Raw genomic sequence first — 16,775 nt, forward strand, 5'->3', positions numbered from 1 at the left:
AGTGCGCGCTTTATTTGCGTAATTCTGAGGCAGACTCCAGCCCATGCCCCGTAAAACCTGGCGCGCCGCGCTCGCCGCCTATGCCAGCCCCTCGACGTTAGTGCTGCTGTTGCTCGGCTTTGCTGCCGGCTTGCCTTACATGTTGGTGTTCTCGACGCTCTCGGTGTGGTTGCGTGAGGCCGGTGTGGCCCGCGAAACCATCGGGTACGCGAGCCTGATCGGCCTGGCCTATGCCTTCAAGTGGGTCTGGTCGCCCTTGCTCGACCAATGGCGCCTGCCACTGCTCGGCAAGCTCGGACGTCGTCGATCCTGGTTAGTCTTGTCCCAGACGCTGGTTATCCTCGGATTGATCGGCATGGGGTTCTGCGATCCGCAAAAACACCTGTCCTGGCTGATCGCTATCGCGGTCATCGTCGCCTTCGCTTCCGCCACCCAGGATATTGCGGTAGACGCCTACCGCCTGGAAATCGCCGACGACAGCCAGCAGGCCGCGCTCGCCGCCAGCTATATGTCCGGTTATCGCGTGGCCGCCCTGCTGGCCACCGCAGGCGCACTGTTTTTTGCTGAAGGCTTCGGTTCCACCGGGTTCAATTACAAGCACTCGGCATGGACCGGCACCTACGTGCTGTTTGGTGTACTGATGGTGCCTGCACTGCTGACCACCCTGTTCATGCGCGAACCCAATGTGCCACTGCGTACCCAATTGCAGGCCGGACGCTACAGCTTTGCTCACCAGTTAGTCTCGGTGTTCGTGTTGATCGTGCTGTTGGTGTCGGTGCCGGCGATGTTCACCCAGCTGTACAACACTGACTTCGCCAGCGTGCTGTTCCATGGTGTCAGCCTGCTCGACTTGTTGCTGGAAGACCGCGCGTTCCTGCGGGCCATCCTCTATATCATCCTGACCACCCTGTGCCTGTCGACCATGGGCCGCCGGGGCCTGGCGCCGGTACTCACGCCGGTCAACGACTTTATCCTGCGCTACCGCTGGCAGGCCTTCCTGCTGTTGGGGCTGATTGCCACCTATCGCATGTCGGACACGGTGATGGGCGTCATGGCCAACGTGTTCTATATTGACCAGGGTTTCACCAAGGACCAGATCGCCGGCGTCAGCAAGGTCTTCGGCCTGATCATGACCCTGCTGGGTGCCGGTATGGGCGGCCTACTGATCGTGCGTTTCGGGATCCTGCCGATCCTGTTTATCGGCGGCATTGCATCGGCCGGCACCAACCTGCTGTTCGTGATGCTCGCCGACATGGGCCCGGACCTGCAGATGCTGATTTTCACCATCTCCCTGGACAACTTCAGTTCAGGCATGGCGACCTCGGCGTTTGTCGCGTACTTGTCGAGCCTGACCAACCTGAAGTTCTCTGCCACCCAATATGCGTTGCTCAGTTCGATCATGTTGCTGCTGCCGCGCTTGATCGGCGGGTATTCGGGGGTGATGGTCGAGAAGTTCGGTTACCACAACTTCTTCATGATCACCTGCCTGCTGGGTGTGCCGACGCTGATCCTGATCGCCTTGCACTGGTTTCAGGAAAGCCGGCGGATTCGGTTGAATCCAACCAAAGAAGACTGAAAACACGCGGTGAATGTCGGAGCTGGCTTGCCTGCGATTGCATCACCGCGGTGTAACTGACACACCGTGTTGCCTGCATCGCAGGCAAGCCAGCTCCCACAGAAGCCCTGCTCCAGCAACCAGATGCCTGTACGTCGGCGGCAAGCGCCCGTACAATCCCAAGTCATTTCAAGTCCAAGCAACCGACAACGGCCTACCATGCGCACCAGTCAATATTTGCTCGCCACACAGAAAGAAACGCCTTCCGACGCGGTCGTGATCAGTCACCAACTGATGCTGCGCGCCGGCATGATCCGCAAACTGGCCTCGGGCCTGTACACCTGGCTGCCCATGGGTTTGAAGGTGATGCGCAAGGTCGAAGCCATCGTTCGTGAAGAAATGAACGCTGCCGGCTCTCTGGAAGTGTTGATGCCGAGCACCCAACCGGCTGAACTGTGGCAGGAATCCGGGCGCTGGGAAGAGTACGGCCCTGAATTGCTGCGCTTCAAGGATCGTCATGGCCGCGACTTCTGCGCCGGCCCGACCCACGAAGAAGTGATCACCGACCTGATGCGCAACGAGTTGAGCAGCTACAAGCAGCTGCCCCTCAACCTGTATCAGATCCAGACCAAATTCCGTGACGAAATCCGCCCACGTTTCGGTTTGATGCGTGGCCGCGAATTCATCATGAAGGACGCCTATTCGTTCCACGCTGACCAGGCGTCCCTGCAGGTCACCTACGACCGCATGCACACCGCCTACTGCAACGTGTTCACCCGCCTGGGCCTGAAATTCCGCCCGGTTGAAGCGGACAACGGTTCCATCGGCGGTGCCGGCTCCCACGAATTCCACGTGCTGGCCGAATCCGGTGAAGACGACATCGTGTTCAGCAACGGTTCCGACTACGCGGCGAACATCGAGAAAGCCGAAGCCGTGCCACGGGAAACCTCCCGCCCTGCGCCAAGCGAAGAGCTGCGCCTGGTGGACACGCCTGAGACCAAGACCATCGCGGCCCTGGTGGAAAAATTCAATCTGCCGATTGAAAAGACCATCAAGACCCTGATCGTGCGCGCCGAGGAAGAAGGCAAGCTGATCGCCCTGGTGATCCGCGGCGACCACGAGCTTAACGAAATCAAAGCCGCCCAGCAGCCTGGTGTTGCCAGCCCGCTGGTCATGGCCACCGACTCAGAACTGCGCGACGCCATTGGCGCCGGTGCGGGTTCCCTCGGCCCGCTGAACCTGCCGTTGCCAATCATCATCGACCGTTCGGTTGCGCTGATGAGCGACTTCGGCATTGGCGCGAACATCGATGACAAGCACTACTTCGGCGTGAACTGGGAACGTGACCTGCCGGTTCCGACCGTGGCCGACCTGCGCAACGTGGTGGCCGGCGACCCGAGCCCGGACGGCAAGGGTACCCTGGAAATCAAGCGCGGCATCGAAGTCGGGCACATCTTCCAGCTGGGCAACAAGTACAGCAAGGCGATGAAGTGCGAAGTGCTGGGCGAGAACGGCAAGCCGATCACCCTGGAAATGGGCTGCTACGGCATTGGTGTTTCCCGCGTGGTTGCGGCTGCCATCGAGCAGAACAACGATGAGAAAGGCATCATCTGGAGCGACGCCCTGGCGCCATTCCAGGTTGCCCTGGTACCGCTGCGCTACGAAACCGAGCAAGTACGCGAAGCCACCGACAAACTGTATGCCGAACTCACGGCGGCCGGTTTTGAAGTGCTGCTGGATGATCGGGACAAGAAAACCAGCCCGGGCATCAAGTTCGCCGACATGGAACTGATTGGCATCCCGCACCGGATCGTGGTCAGTGACCGCGGCCTGGCCGATGGCAACCTGGAATACAAGAGCCGGACCGAAGCCGAAGCCCAACCGTTGCCGGTGGCTGACGTGCTGTCTTTCCTTCAGGCGCGTATTCGTCGCTGAAAACCAGATCAAGAGTCGTCATGTTCAAGCGAAACACCATAGCCCTGGGGGGCGCCACGTTATGTGGCGCCCTGCTGGTCAGCGGCTGCGCCAACCAAATGTCGCAACGCAGCGAACACGAGGAACGTATCGAGCGAAAATTGCTCGATCACAGCCTGCAGATCGACGTGGGCGAACCCAAGGTGCTGGAGCTGCCGCAACGCAGGGTTCGCATTCACGAACAAAAGACCTTTGAGGTCACCGAATTCGAAGTCACCCGTCGTTACGACCGCTACACGCCCTACCAGCCTTGGCGCAAACTCTACGAGATGCCCTTTGGCGCGGTCGCGCTTGTGGCGGGCGTCGGCGCTAACGTGGCGAATATCTTTGCCCTGGGCAACTTGCCTACCAGCGTAACCCGTGACTGGCTCAGCTACGGCGTGGACGGGATCAACCCGTTCATGAACGTGCAATCCAACGGTCGGGCGCAACAGAACCTGGCGGGTATCGATGAAGTCCAGCGCGACAAGCGCGTGGAGTATTCGAGCCTGCCCTGGAGCGAACGCCCGGTGCAGGTGACCGCCGGCAAGCAAACCCATGAGCTGACTACCGACCGTAACGGCGTGCTGCGCCTGAACCTGTTGGACAGCCCGTTTGCCGAGCAGGACCTGAACCGCATCAACACCCTGAAGATCAGTGTGGAAGACGCCCAGGACGATGTGCACTCGGACTCGTCCCTGGCCGTCAGCGGCACACTGCGCAGCAAATTGCTCGAAGCCCACGCCTTGATCTACGACGACCTGGAAGACGACGAAGTCAACGAGTGGGTACACCGGGTCAAGCGTCTGTCGGAGCTGGGCCTGGAAGAAGAAGCCAGCGAGCTGGAACAAAGCCTGATCGAACTGACCCGCAATGATCCGGAATTGCAGCAGGAATTCTTGCAGGCATTGACCAAGGATGCGGGTCGCCTGGTGGCGGATCCCGGGGAACGCTGAAGCACTTAATGTGGGAGCTGGCTTGCCTGCGATGACGGTCTGGCATTCAACATTGAGGTTGACTGTTACTCCGCTTTCGCAGGCAAGCCCGCTCCCACATTTTTATCCGGTTTCTACCAGGGAAATTGGAGCTGCTCGTTGCCGCTGCTCAAATCCAGCAAGCGCACACCGATCCCCAGCAATCGCACCGGCTTGCCGCCGCGATTGAACGCCTGGGTCAGCAACTGCCGGTAACTCTCCAGGTCCCGCCCTGCACCGGCCTGCTCCAGGGTGGTCTGGGTAAAGTCGTGAAACTTCACTTTGACGAACGGCTTACCCGCCCGATAACTGCTGTCGATGCGTGCCATCCGCCCGGCCAGGGTGTCCATCAGCTCAGGCAGTTTTTCCAGGCAACTGGGCAAGTCCGGCAGGTCGACATCGTAGGTGTTTTCAACGCTGATGGATTGCCGGCGGCTGTCGTTCTGCACCACACGGTCATCAATGCCACGGGCCAGGCTCCAAAGCCGCTCGCCGAAGCTGCCAAATTCACGCACCAGGGCCAGCTTGTTCCACTCTCGCAGTTGCAGGCAGTCTTCGATCCCCAGCCGCGTCAGCTTGTCGGCGGTCACCTTGCCCACGCCATGGAGCTTTTTCACCGGCAGCGCCGAGACAAAGTCTTCCACCTGATCAGGGGTGATCACAAACAGCCCGTTGGGCTTTTTCCAGTCGCTGGCGATCTTGGCGAGGAACTTGTTCGGCGCCACGCCCGCGGAAACGGTGATGTGCAATTGATTGGAGACCCGCCGGCGAATGTCCTGGGCAATGCGCGTGGCACTGCCGCCGAAATGCGGGCTGTCAGAAACATCCAGGTAGGCTTCGTCCAGGGACAACGGCTCGATCAGGTCGGTGTAGTCACGAAAGATCGTCTGGATTTCCTTGGAGGCTTCTTTATAGGCATCCATGCGCGGCTTGACGATGGTCAGGTCCGGACACAGCTTCAAGGCGTGCCGGGACGACATGGCCGAACGCACACCGTAGGCCCGTGCTTCATAGTTGCAGGTAGCGATCACGCCGCGACGGTCTGCCGAGCCGCCAACCGCCAGGGGCTTTTGCGCCAGGGTCGGGTCGTCCCGCATCTCGATGGCGGCGTAGAAGCAATCACAGTCAACGTGGATGATTTTGCGCTGCGTCATATATAAGGCAGTGGTTCTGGGCAGAAAACGAACAGGCGGGCAGTATCTCACTCACACCTGTATATAGCACCAGTAGTTTGAATCTTCCGCCTAAGCGGTAGGAAAATTCGTAGATGAATTCATTTTCTCAATCGAAACACACCCCCCAATAGAGCTGAAAGCCTCGGCCAGACTGGCCCCGAGCCCGATCAAGGGGCCACCTTGGAGAGCTAACCGATTGAACCACAAGCGCTTTTCTTTGAATCAGCGGTTGACACACTCCCGTTCCTCTGTAGAATGCCGACACACAGACGCGGGATGGAGCAGTCTGGTAGCTCGTCGGGCTCATAACCCGAAGGTCGTCGGTTCAAATCCGGCTCCCGCAACCAAACATCGAAAAAGGCTACTCGAAAGAGTGGCCTTTTTTGTGCCTGTCTGTTTTTACCCGTCTTTTCAATTGTCAGACAAAAATCCTTTCTCTATCGCGCACTTACCACTGGTGCGTGACAATCCGACGCTAATTTGCACTTATTTGACCCATCGTTCGATTAACGGTTGACACCCCGCCGTTGCTCTGTAGAATGCCGCCACACAGACGCGGGATGGAGCAGTCTGGTAGCTCGTCGGGCTCATAACCCGAAGGTCGTCGGTTCAAATCCGGCTCCCGCAACCAAACATCAAAAAAGGCTGCTCGAAAGAGCGGCCTTTTTTGTATCTGACGAAAAAGTCCTTTTGAAACAATGGCATGGCATCTTTCATGAAACCGTACACGGTTTGTAGAGTCCATCTCATTGCAAGCTATGCTAAGTCTTCAAGCACTGTCCTTCTACGACCATTGGGCGCTGTCGCCGCACCGCGCGATACGCGTTAATATTTGTAATTATTTTGTACATAGGGATTGGTAACTTGGCTGGATACCTCCATCCTGTCGCGCACAATCCACGAGGTGATTGATGCGCGCCAACTCGTCTGAACCACAAGACTCTGTCACAGCGACACAACCGATCACTCCCACCCGTTTGCGCTGGCTGGATCTGTTGAGCAAGTACCGCCAACCCATCGGATTGGCCGTCACCTTGTTGCTGTTCGCAATCGCCCTTATCGCCTGTCGCCACCTGCTGCTTGAGCTGGACCTGTACGCGCTCCACGATTCGATCCTGGAAGTGCCGAAGCCTGCCCTGCTCGGCGCATTCGGTGCCGCTGTTGCCGGTTTCATCATTCTGTTGGGCTATGAATTTTCCGGCGCCCGTTATGCCGGCGTGAAACTGCCTGCCAAGACCCTGGCCTACGGCGGCTTTACCGCTTTCGCCATCGGCAATGCGATTGGCCTGTCGATGCTCTCGGGTGGTTCGGTACGCTACCGTTTATATGCACGGTACGGCATCGGCGCCTCCGAAGTGGCCCGTATGACCGTGTTTGCCAGCCTGGCCCTGGGTTGCGCACTGCCGCCACTGGCTGCACTGGCCACCCTGAGCAACCTGCCCGCTGCGTCCAACGCGCTGCATTTGCCCGCGAGCTTGCTCGGCGGCATCGCCGGCGCTGTGTTGTTGTTAACAGCCGCACTGTGCATCGGCATCTACCGCCGCCGCCTGCCGGAACAACCGTACCCGGACAACCTACTGGTCAAGGCCGGGCGCCGCACCCTGCGCCTGCCGGGCCGTCGCCTGACCTTCCTGCAACTGATCATCACCGCCCTCGACGTCGCCGCGGCCGCCACCGTGCTGTATATGCTGCTGCCGGAAGCGCCACCCTTTGGCCCATTCCTGCTGGTGTACCTGCTGGCCCTGGCCGCCGGCGTGCTCAGCCATGTACCGGGCGGCGTCGGGGTGTTCGAAGCAATCCTGCTGGCCGCCTTCGCCGACAAGCTTGGCGCCGCACCACTGGCCGCCGCATTGCTGCTGTACCGGATGATCTATGTGGTACTGCCGCTGTTGATCGCCTGTGTGTTCCTGCTGGTCAATGAAGCCCAGCGCCTGTTCCATACGCAACAGAGCCTGCGGGCGGCCTCGGGCCTTGCTGCACCCATCCTGGCCGTACTGGTTTTTTTGTCAGGCGTGGTCTTGCTGTTTTCCGGCGCAACCCCGGAAATCGACTCACGCCTGGAAAACATCGGCTTCCTGATTCCTCATCGCCTGATTGACGCTTCGCACTTTGGTGCCAGCTTGATCGGCGTGCTCTGCCTGCTCTTGGCCCAGGGCCTGCGTCGCCGGTTGTCCGCCGCGTGGATGCTGACCATGGTGCTGCTGCTGACGGGCGCCCTGCTCTCCCTGCTCAAGGGTTTCGACTGGGAAGAAGCCAGCCTGATGACCATGACCGCGGTGCTGCTGGCGATCTTCCGACGCTCGTTCTATCGCGCCAGCCGCCTGACCGAACTGCCCTTCTCGCCGCTGTATCTTGTTGCCAGCGTGTGCGTACTCGGTGCGTCGATCTGGCTGCTGCTGTTCGCCTACCAGGACGTGCCCTACAGCCATCAGCTGTGGTGGCAGTTCACCCTCGACGCCAACGCCCCGCGCGGCCTGCGCTCGTTGCTGGGCGCCGCCGTGGTGTTGGTGGTGGTGTCGCTGACCTGGCTGCTGCGTACCGCGCGCCCGATCATCCACCTGCCAACGCCTGAGGAACTGGAGCGCGCCACCAAGATCCTGATGAACTCGGCGCAACCCGATGGCGGCCTGGCACTGACCGGCGACAAAGCCCTGCTGTTTCACCCCAACGACGAAGCGTTCCTGATGTACGCTCGTCGCGGTCGCAGCCTGGTGGCCTTGTACGATCCGATCGGCCCGACCCTGCAACGGGCCGAGATGATCTGGCAGTTCCGCGACCTGTGCGACATTCACCACGCCCGTCCGGTGTTCTACCAGGTGCGCGCCGAGAACCTGCCGTATTACATGGACATCGGCTTGACCGCGATCAAGCTGGGTGAAGAAGCCCGGGTCGACCTGAAACGCTTTGACCTGGAAGCCAAGGGCAAAGAGATGAAGGACCTGCGCTACACCTGGAACCGCGGGACCCGTGATGGCTTGTCCCTGGAGATCCACGAACCCGGCCAGGCCCCGATGGAGGAGCTGAGAGTCATCTCCGACGCGTGGCTGACCGGCAAGAACGTGCGGGAAAAAGGCTTTTCCCTCGGACGATTCAGCGACGACTACCTCAAGCACTTTCGTATTGCGATCATTCGCTTCGAAGGGCATCCGGTAGCGTTTGCGAACCTGCTTGAGACCTACAGCCACGACCTGGCCAGTCTCGACCTGATGCGTGCGCACCCGGACGCGCCGAAACTGACCATGGAATTCATGATGGTCGGCCTGATTCAACATTATAAGAACCACGGCTACGCCCGCTTCAGCCTCGGCATGGTGCCGTTGTCGGGCCTGCAACCACGACGCGGCGCCCCGCTGACCCAACGCCTGGGCTCGATGGTGTTCCGTCGTGGCGAGCAACTGTATAACTTCCAAGGCTTGCGCCGCTTCAAAGACAAGTTCCAGCCTGACTGGGAACCCCGTTATATGGCCGTGCCCGCAGGACTTGATCCGCTGGTGGCACTGGCCGACACCGCCGCCCTGATTGCGGGTGGCTTGACTGGATTGGTGAAACGCTGATGATTCGACGCTCCTGGCGGTATGTATTGGCAATCTTGGTGGTACTGGCACTGATCCTCGGTGGTGGTTACTGGTACTGGAACCGCCCTGCACCGCAACCGACTCTGGAACAACTGCCCCAGGCCGATGGCACGGTCCTGACCCGCGTAACTCCAGGCACCGCACCTAAAGCCCGGGTGGCCGTGGCCGTGCTGGCCGACGAAACCCTGACCGACAGCCAGCTGATCGCCCTCAGCCAGGGCGGCGCGGCGCAGATCGTCCAGGTGATCTTGCCCAAGGACGACTGCAAGCTGCAGGAACAAGCCCTGCAAACCGCCCTGGGCCAGCTTGCCGGCCCGGCGACCCTGGTCAGCGGCATCGGCCCTGGCGCATCGCTGGCCTGGCGCTGGCTGGCCGCACAGAACGACGACAAGGCCAATGCCATCTCCGTCGGCTTCGCGCTGGCGCAGCCGGGCTGCAACGACCCGCTGCCGAAAACCTCGGCCCACGGCAGCTGGCTGGTGGCCTGGAACGATAACCCTGACGATGATGCCGCCAGTTTCGTACGCGACACGCCGCGCGCCACCACCAGCATCAGCGACTACGACGTTCACTACCCGCAAGTGCTGAACAACGAGCTGCGCAAGCAACTCGTGGGTTCGGACAACGGCGGCCTGGCGATCCCGGTGGTCGAAGTGCCGGCTGGCCAAGCCAAGGACACCGTCACCCTGTTCCTCTCCGGTGACGGCGGCTGGCGTGACCTGGACCGCGACGTGGCCGGTGAAATGGCCAAGATCGGCTACCCGGTGGTCGGCATCGACACCCTGCGCTACTACTGGCAGCACAAGACCCCGGAACAAAGCGCCAAAGACCTCACCGAGCTGATGCAGCACTACCGGCAGAAATGGGGCACCAAGCGCTTTGTGCTGACCGGTTACTCGTTCGGCGCCGACGTGTTGCCGGCCATCTACAACCGCCTGCCGGAAAACGAGCAGCAGCGTGTAGACGCGATCATCCTGCTGGCCTTCGCCCGCACCGGCAGCTTCGAGATCGAAGTGGAAGGCTGGTTGGGCAACGCTGGCAAAGAAGCCGCTACCGGCCCGGAAATGGCCAAGCTGCCGCCTGCCAAGGTTGTGTGCATCTACGGTGCCGAGGAAGTCGACGAGAGCGGCTGCACCGATAAGACCGCAGTCGGCGAAGCCGTGAAGCTGCCTGGCGGCCATCACTTCGACGAGAACTACCCGGCGCTGGCCAAGCGTTTGGTCGATATCATCGAGAAGCGCCAGGGCAAGACCCCCGCCGAATAAGCGCCCACAAAAAAGCCCCCGCTGCCGCAAGGCACCGGGGGCTTTTTGTTGGGCTTACATTTCTACTTGAGTGCCGAGCTCGATCACCCGGTTAACCGGCAGCTTGAAGAAGCGCAGGTTGCCATTGGCGTTCTTGAGCATGAAGGCGAACAACCCTTCACGCCAGCGCGCCATGCCCTTGATGCGGGAGGCGATCACGGTTTCGCGGCTGAGGAAGTAGGTGGTGCGCATCGGGCTGAAGTCCAGGTCATCCAGATGGCACAGCTTCAGCGCCTCGGGCACGTCCGGCTCATCGACAAAACCGAAGTGCAGGATCACCCGGAAGAAACCCTCACCATAGGAATCAACTTCGAACCGACGCTGGGCGGGTACACGCGGGATGTCTTCGTAGACCACCGTCAACAACACCACCTGTTCATGCAACACCTGGTTATGCAGCAGGTTATGCAACAAGGCGTGAGGCACGGCATCCGGGCGCGCGGTCAGGAACACTGCGGTGCCTTGGACGCGATGAGGCGGCTGCACACGGATACTGCTGATAAAGATCGGCAGCGGCAGCCCACCTTCGTCCAGCCGGTCCACCAGCAGCTCCTTGCCGCGCTTCCAGGTGGTCATGAGGATAAACAACACAATCCCCGCCAATACCGGAAAGGCACCGCCCTGCACGATCTTGGGCACGTTGGCAGCGAAGAACAGCCCATCCACCAGCAGGAAACCGATCAACACCGGGATCGCCAATACCGGCGGCCATTTCCACAGCAACAGCATCACCGCCGACACCAGGATGCTGGTGATCAACATGGTGCCGGTCACCGCCACACCGTAGGCCGAGGCCAGGGCGTTGGAAGATTCGAAGCCCAGCACCAGCAGGATCACACCCACCATCAGCGACCAGTTCACTGCGCCGATGTAGATCTGGCCTTGTTCGGCGCTGGAGGTGTGCTGGATGTGCATGCGCGGGATGTAACCGAGCTGTATCGCCTGGCGGGTCAGGGAGAACGCCCCGGAGATCACCGCCTGCGAGGCGATCACGGTGGCCAACGTCGACAGCGCCACCAGCGGGACCAGAGCCCACTCCGGTGCCAGCAGGTAGAACGGGTTACGGGCCGCCTCTGGATTTTCCAGCAGCAGCGCACCCTGGCCAAAGTAGTTGAGCACCAGCGCCGGCAGCACCAGGGCGAACCAGGCACGGGCAATCGGCTTGCGCCCGAAGTGGCCCATGTCGGCGTAGAGCGCTTCAGCACCGGTCAGTGCCAGCACCACCGCGCCGAGAATCGCCACGCCCATGCCAGGATGAGCGGTAAAGAAGCGCACGCCCCACACCGGATTCAGCGCATTGAGCACTTCAGGGTGCTGACTGATGCCGTGCACACCCAAGCCGGCCAGCACCAGGAACCACACCACCATCACCGGCCCGAACAACTTGCCGATGCGGTCAGTGCCGTGTTTCTGGATCAGAAACAGCCCGACCAGCACCACCAGCGAAAGCGGCACTACCCAGCGCTCAAGGCCATCAAAGGCCAACTCCAGGCCCTCCACCGCCGACAATACCGAGATCGCCGGGGTGATCATGCTGTCGCCGTAAAACAGCGCCGCACCGATCAGGCCGAGAATCACCAGCACCGAACGCAACTTGGGATAAGGTGCCGCCGCCCGCCGAGCCAGTGCCGTCAGGGCCATGATGCCGCCCTCGCCCTGGTTATCCGCGCGCAGGATAAACAGCACATACTTGATCGAAACGACCCAGACCAGCGACCAGAAAATCAGTGCCAGGATCCCGAAGACCCCGTCATGATTGACCTGAACCCCATAACCGCCAGCAAACACCTCTTTAAGGGTGTAGAGCGGGCTGGTGCCGATATCGCCGTAAACCACACCCACTGCCGCCACGAGCATGCCGATCGGCTTTGCGTTGGACTGCTCGGCACCTGCTGCCTGACTACTTGCCTGACCCATCAACCACTCCTGCCCTTTGACCTGCGGTCTTTTATAAACAGCGCGCCTGCTGCGGGCGCCTATGCTGTCCACAGCATGCGCTGTTTTACTTCTCGTTACAGACGATTTATTGACCGAGGAAATTCACTCAGGTGCAACGGCGCGAAGCATAGCGCAGCACTCGTCGTATTTCCCTGCATAAAGCTGGTCAAGAGCGATTCCCGTCGCTAGAATTGCGCACTTTTTGATCAGAGGCGCGCTAAGCGCCCGTCCGCCGCCTTTCGTGCACGACTGGTGGCGTCATTCAATACCGAGGTTAGACATGTCCACCACCATCGCAAAAGCCAACCCCAAGGTCGGCTTTGTATCCCTGGGTTGCCCAAAGGCTCTGGTCGACTCCGAACGCATCCTTACGCAACTGCGCATGGAAGGCTATGACGTCGTGTCCACCTACCAGGACGCGGACGTGGTGGTGGTCAACACCTGCGGCTTCATCGACTCAGCCAAGGCCGAGTCCCTGGAAGTGATCGGCGAAGCCATCAAGGAAAACGGCAAGGTGATCGTCACCGGCTGCATGGGCGTGGAAGAAGGCGCCATCCGCAACGTTCACCCGAGCGTGCTGGCCGTGACCGGCCCGCAGCAGTACGAGCAAGTGGTCAACGCCGTGCACGACGTAGTGCCGCCGCGCCAGGACCACAACCCGTTGATCGACCTGGTGCCGCCGCAAGGCATCAAGCTGACTCCGCGCCACTACGCCTACCTGAAGATTTCCGAAGGCTGTAACCACAGCTGCAGCTTCTGCATCATCCCGTCGATGCGCGGCAAGCTGGTGAGCCGCCCGGTGGGCGACGTACTGGACGAGGCCCAGCGCCTGGTGAAATCCGGCGTGAAAGAGCTGCTGGTGATCTCCCAGGACACCAGCGCCTATGGCGTCGACGTCAAGTACCGCACCGGTTTCTGGAACGGCGCGCCGGTGAAAACCCGCATGACCGAACTCTGCGAAGCCCTGAGCAGCCTCGGCGTATGGGTACGCCTGCACTACGTTTACCCGTACCCGCACGTTGACGAGCTGATCCCGCTGATGGCCGCCGGCAAGATCCTGCCGTACCTGGACATCCCGTTCCAGCACGCCAGCCCGAAAATCCTCAAGGCCATGAAACGCCCGGCCTTCGAAGACAAGACCCTGGCGCGGATCAAGAACTGGCGCGAGATCTGCCCGGACCTGATCATCCGTTCCACCTTCATCGTCGGCTTCCCCGGCGAAACCGAAGAAGACTTCCAGTATCTGCTGGACTGGCTGACCGAGGCCCAATTGGACCGCGTCGGCTGCTTCCAGTACTCGCCGGTGGAAGGTGCTCCAGCCAACCTGCTGGACGCTGCCATCGTACCGGACGACGTCAAGCAGGACCGTTGGGAGCGCTTCATGGCGCACCAGCAGGCCATCAGCTCGGCGCGCCTGCAACTGCGCATCGGCCGTGAGATCGAAGTCCTGATCGACGAAGTCGACGAACAAGGTGCGGTTGGCCGCTGCTTCTTCGATGCACCGGAAATCGACGGCAACGTGTTCATCGACGACGCCAGCGGCTTGAAGCCTGGCGACAAGGTCTGGTGCACCGTGACCGACGCCGACGAGTACGACCTGTGGGCTGAAAAGCGCGCATAAGGTGTAAAGAATTGAAAAAGCCCTGCTTCTGGACAAGATGCGGGGCTTTTTTAGGTCTATCGTTTTGCCCATCAGTGCCAAACATCAGCAAGGGGCAGCGGGCATGCGCCAGCATTCGGTTATCCATACACCCAAATCCAGCGATTATCAGGACCTGACCCGCATCTGGGAGGCTTCGGTGCGGGCCACCCACGACTTCCTGCCGGACAGTTACATCGAGTTGCTGAAAAACCTGGTGCTGACCCGCTACCTCGACGCTGTGATGTTGATCTGCACCAAGGACTCGCGCCAGCGCATTACCGGGTTTGCCGGAGTAGCAGCGGGCAAGGTCGAGATGCTGTTTATCGACCCCGAACACCGTGGCCAGGGCCTGGGCCGACAATTGCTGCGCTATGCCATCGAGTCCATGAACGCCGACCAACTGGACGTCAACGAACAGAACCCGCAGGCACTGGGCTTTTACTTCAAGCAGGGCTTCGAGGTGATCGGACGCACGGACCACGACGGCATGGGCCAGCCTTATCCGTTGCTGCACATGCGTTTGCGCCAGGCCCAGCAACAGGCCCGCCGCGGCTAAATGAAATGGAGCCGGGATTAACCGGCGCCACACAGGTACAATAGCCGCCCCCTTTTGTTTCGGCCCTTGTCATGACTGAACCCCTACGCCTCTCCAAACGCCTCATCGAACTGGTCGGTTGCTCCCGTCGGGAGGCTGAGCTGTTCATCGAAGGCGGCTGGGTCACGGTGGACGGCGAAGTGATCGACGAGCCGCAGTTCAAGGTCACCACCCAGAAGGTCGAGCTTGACCCTGAGGCCAAGGCCACTGCGCCGGAGCCGGTGACCATCCTGTTCCACGCCCCCGCCGGTGTGGATGCCGAGACGGCCATGGCGTCGATCAACGCCGAGACCCTGTCGGAAGAACACCGCTTCAGCAAACGCCCGCTCAAAGGCCACTTCCTGCGCCTGACCGCCAGCAGCGACCTGCAAGCCAAGGCCAGCGGCCTGCTGGTGTTCACCCAGGACTGGAAGATCCTGCGCAAGCTGACCGCTGACGCGAACAAGATCGAACAGGAATACGTGGTGGAAGTGTCCGGCGACATGGTCGCCCACGGCCTGAACCGCCTCAACCACGGCCTGACCTACAAAGGTAAGGAATTGCCGGCGGTGAAAGCCAGCTGGCAGAACGAGAACCGCCTGCGCTTTGCGTTGAAAAACCCGCAACCGGGTGTGATTGCCTTGTTCTGCGAAGCCGTTGGCCTGAAAGTCGTCGCCATTCGACGCATCCGCATTGGCGGAGTCTCCATCGGCAAAGTGCCGGTAGGCCAATGGCGCTATCTGTCCGGCAAAGAAAAGTTCTAAGACTTTTTTCGCCGCCGAATCTCTCGACACCGCCTGCCTGGGCGGTGTCCACAGTTGAATGACCAGGATTGCCCACCATGATTCACAATGACGTACTGCGCAGCGTGCGCTACATGCTCGACATCAGCGACAACAAGATGGTCGAGATCATCAAGCTCGGCGGCATGGAAGTCACCAAGGAAGATTTGCTGACCTACCTCAAGAAAGACGAGGAAGAAGGCTTCGTGTTCTGCCCGGACGAAGTCATGGCGCATTTCCTCGATGGCCTGGTGATCTTCAAGCGCGGCAAGGACGAAAGCCGTCCACCGCAGCCGATCGAACTGCCGGTGACCAACAACATCGTCCTCAAGAAGCTGCGAGTGGCCTTCGAACTGAAAGAAGACGACATGCACGCAATCCTCAAGGCTTCCGAGTTCCCGGTGTCCAAGCCAGAGCTGAGCGCGCTGTTCCGCAAGTTCGGCCACACCAACTACCGCACCTGCGGTGACCAGTTGCTGCGCAACTTCCTCAAGGGCCTGACCCTGCGCGTTCGCGCCTAAGCCCGTGAGCTACAGCGTCTCGCCCATCGGCTTTGTCCGCTCCTGCTTCAAGGAGAAGTTCGCCATCCCGCGCCAGCCACAACTGGCGCCTGCCGCCCGGGGCGTGCTGGAGCTGGTGGCGCCGTTCGACCAGGGTGAGGCGGTGCAGGGGCTGGAGCAGGTCAGCCATGTGTGGTTGCTGTTCCTGTTCCATCAGGCGCTGGAAGACAAACCCCGACTGAAAGTGCGCCCGCCTCGCCTCGGTGGTAACAAGTCCATGGGCGTGTTCGCCACCCGCGCGACCCACAGGCCGAATGGCATTGGCCAATCGGTAGTCAAGCTGGACAAGGTGGAAGACGGCCGCCTGTGGATATCCGGCATCGACCTGCTGGATGGCACGCCGATTCTCGACATCAAGCCGTACGTGCCGTACGCAGACATCGTTGACACCGCGACCAACAGCATCGCCAGCGCTGCGCCACAGCTGATTCCCGTGCAGTGGCTGAAGACTGCGCTGCAACAGGCGCAGGGCCACGCTCAGCGCCTTGACGAGCCATTGGTGGCGTTGATCGAGCAGTGTCTGGCGCAAGATCCACGGCCGGCGTACCAGACGCCGGGGCCAGAGCGGGAATACGGGGCGCAGTTCTGGGACGTGGATGTGCGGTGGCACTATCCCGAAGCCGGGATGATTTGTGTGCTGGAAGTGGTGTCGGCTGGATAAACCGGAAACAAATGTGGGAGCGGGCTTGCTCGCGAAGGCGGTAGATCAGTCAATACATCTGGTGACTGTTACACCGCCTTCG

At 60.6% G+C, this 16,775-nt stretch carries 12 protein-coding genes and 2 tRNA genes; 12 read left to right on the plus strand and 2 right to left on the minus strand.

Annotated features, from left to right (window positions below; genetic code table 11):
* Positions 1-43: 43 nt before the first annotated feature.
* The 3 genes from JFU58_RS05450 to JFU58_RS05460 all read left to right on the plus strand — a co-directional run bounded on the left by JFU58_RS05450 (position 44) and on the right by JFU58_RS05460 (position 4,464).
* On the plus strand, positions 44-1,576 hold the full coding sequence (locus tag JFU58_RS05450; RefSeq protein WP_063027527.1) for an AmpG family muropeptide MFS transporter: 1,533 nt from the start codon (positions 44-46) through the stop codon (positions 1,574-1,576).
* A 198-nt stretch (positions 1,577-1,774) separates the two neighbouring features.
* Entirely contained in the window at positions 1,775-3,490 is a 1,716-nt protein-coding gene (locus tag JFU58_RS05455) for a proline--tRNA ligase (protein ID WP_201125214.1), read from the plus strand.
* Between the two features lie 20 nt (positions 3,491-3,510).
* The gene (locus JFU58_RS05460; protein WP_201140011.1) at positions 3,511-4,464 is read left to right on the plus strand and encodes a hypothetical protein; all 954 of its coding nucleotides are present in this window, start codon (positions 3,511-3,513) and stop codon (positions 4,462-4,464) included.
* A gap of 113 nt (positions 4,465-4,577) precedes the next feature.
* Here the strand turns inward: JFU58_RS05460 and dinB are convergent, their stop codons facing one another.
* The gene (dinB, locus tag JFU58_RS05465; protein ID WP_076015374.1) at positions 4,578-5,636 is read right to left on the minus strand and encodes a DNA polymerase IV; all 1,059 of its coding nucleotides are present in this window, start codon (positions 5,634-5,636) and stop codon (positions 4,578-4,580) included.
* A gap of 291 nt (positions 5,637-5,927) precedes the next feature.
* Here dinB and JFU58_RS05470 point away from each other — a divergent pair.
* The 4 genes from JFU58_RS05470 to JFU58_RS05485 all read left to right on the plus strand — a co-directional run bounded on the left by JFU58_RS05470 (position 5,928) and on the right by JFU58_RS05485 (position 10,497).
* Positions 5,928-6,004: transfer RNA gene (locus tag JFU58_RS05470), tRNA-Met, on the plus strand.
* 207 nt (positions 6,005-6,211) lie between these two features.
* A tRNA-Met gene (locus JFU58_RS05475) sits at positions 6,212-6,288 on the plus strand.
* Between the two features lie 280 nt (positions 6,289-6,568).
* A complete protein-coding gene (gene mprF / locus JFU58_RS05480) occupies positions 6,569-9,211 on the plus strand; it encodes a bifunctional lysylphosphatidylglycerol flippase/synthetase MprF (RefSeq protein WP_063027519.1) in 2,643 nt (880 codons plus the stop codon).
* A complete protein-coding gene (locus tag JFU58_RS05485; RefSeq protein ID WP_017480176.1) occupies positions 9,211-10,497 on the plus strand; it encodes a virulence factor family protein in 1,287 nt (428 codons plus the stop codon). The genes mprF and JFU58_RS05485 overlap by 1 nt, the downstream gene beginning before the upstream one ends.
* A gap of 54 nt (positions 10,498-10,551) precedes the next feature.
* Here the strand turns inward: JFU58_RS05485 and JFU58_RS05490 are convergent, their stop codons facing one another.
* The gene (locus JFU58_RS05490) at positions 10,552-12,453 is read right to left on the minus strand and encodes a potassium transporter Kup (protein WP_063027516.1); all 1,902 of its coding nucleotides are present in this window, start codon (positions 12,451-12,453) and stop codon (positions 10,552-10,554) included.
* 301 nt (positions 12,454-12,754) lie between these two features.
* Between JFU58_RS05490 and rimO the strand changes: the two genes are divergently transcribed.
* The 5 genes from rimO (at position 12,755) to tsaA (ending at position 16,693) form a co-directional block, all read left to right on the plus strand.
* Positions 12,755-14,095 (plus strand): 30S ribosomal protein S12 methylthiotransferase RimO, encoded by a 1,341-nt coding sequence (gene rimO, locus JFU58_RS05495; RefSeq protein WP_003208624.1) that lies wholly within the window; start codon positions 12,755-12,757, stop codon positions 14,093-14,095.
* A 103-nt stretch (positions 14,096-14,198) separates the two neighbouring features.
* Positions 14,199-14,672 carry a GNAT family N-acetyltransferase gene (locus JFU58_RS05500; RefSeq protein WP_201140013.1) on the plus strand — a complete coding sequence of 158 codons (474 nt, stop codon included), beginning with the start codon at positions 14,199-14,201 and terminating at the stop codon, positions 14,670-14,672.
* Between the two features lie 71 nt (positions 14,673-14,743).
* Positions 14,744-15,454: an rRNA pseudouridine synthase gene (locus tag JFU58_RS05505; protein WP_003208627.1), complete on the plus strand. Its 711-nt coding sequence runs from the start codon at positions 14,744-14,746 to the stop codon at positions 15,452-15,454.
* 77 nt (positions 15,455-15,531) lie between these two features.
* On the plus strand, positions 15,532-15,993 hold the full coding sequence (locus tag JFU58_RS05510; protein WP_063027512.1) for a DUF1456 family protein: 462 nt from the start codon (positions 15,532-15,534) through the stop codon (positions 15,991-15,993).
* A gap of 4 nt (positions 15,994-15,997) precedes the next feature.
* The gene (tsaA, locus tag JFU58_RS05515) at positions 15,998-16,693 is read left to right on the plus strand and encodes a tRNA (N6-threonylcarbamoyladenosine(37)-N6)-methyltransferase TrmO (RefSeq protein WP_063027510.1); all 696 of its coding nucleotides are present in this window, start codon (positions 15,998-16,000) and stop codon (positions 16,691-16,693) included.
* The last annotated feature ends 82 nt before the right edge of the window (positions 16,694-16,775 follow it).

This window comes from Pseudomonas sp. TH34, assembly GCF_016650865.1.
Taxonomy (GTDB): Bacteria; Pseudomonadota; Gammaproteobacteria; order Pseudomonadales; family Pseudomonadaceae; genus Aquipseudomonas; species Aquipseudomonas yamanorum.

Coding starts and splice junctions, on each gene's coding strand:
- JFU58_RS05485 (WP_017480176.1), top strand. CDS start 9,211: ATGATTCGACGCTCCTGGCGGTATGTATTGGCAATCTTGGTGGTACTG.
- JFU58_RS05505 (WP_003208627.1), top strand. CDS start 14,744: ATGACTGAACCCCTACGCCTCTCCAAACGCCTCATCGAACTGGTCGGT.
- rimO (WP_003208624.1), top strand. CDS start 12,755: ATGTCCACCACCATCGCAAAAGCCAACCCCAAGGTCGGCTTTGTATCC.
- JFU58_RS05450 (WP_063027527.1), top strand. CDS start 44: ATGCCCCGTAAAACCTGGCGCGCCGCGCTCGCCGCCTATGCCAGCCCC.
- JFU58_RS05460 (WP_201140011.1), top strand. CDS start 3,511: ATGTTCAAGCGAAACACCATAGCCCTGGGGGGCGCCACGTTATGTGGC.
- JFU58_RS05490 (WP_063027516.1), bottom strand. CDS start 12,453: ATGGGTCAGGCAAGTAGTCAGGCAGCAGGTGCCGAGCAGTCCAACGCA.
- dinB (WP_076015374.1), bottom strand. CDS start 5,636: ATGACGCAGCGCAAAATCATCCACGTTGACTGTGATTGCTTCTACGCC.
- JFU58_RS05500 (WP_201140013.1), top strand. CDS start 14,199: ATGCGCCAGCATTCGGTTATCCATACACCCAAATCCAGCGATTATCAG.
- JFU58_RS05455 (WP_201125214.1), top strand. CDS start 1,775: ATGCGCACCAGTCAATATTTGCTCGCCACACAGAAAGAAACGCCTTCC.
- mprF (WP_063027519.1), top strand. CDS start 6,569: ATGCGCGCCAACTCGTCTGAACCACAAGACTCTGTCACAGCGACACAA.
- JFU58_RS05510 (WP_063027512.1), top strand. CDS start 15,532: ATGATTCACAATGACGTACTGCGCAGCGTGCGCTACATGCTCGACATC.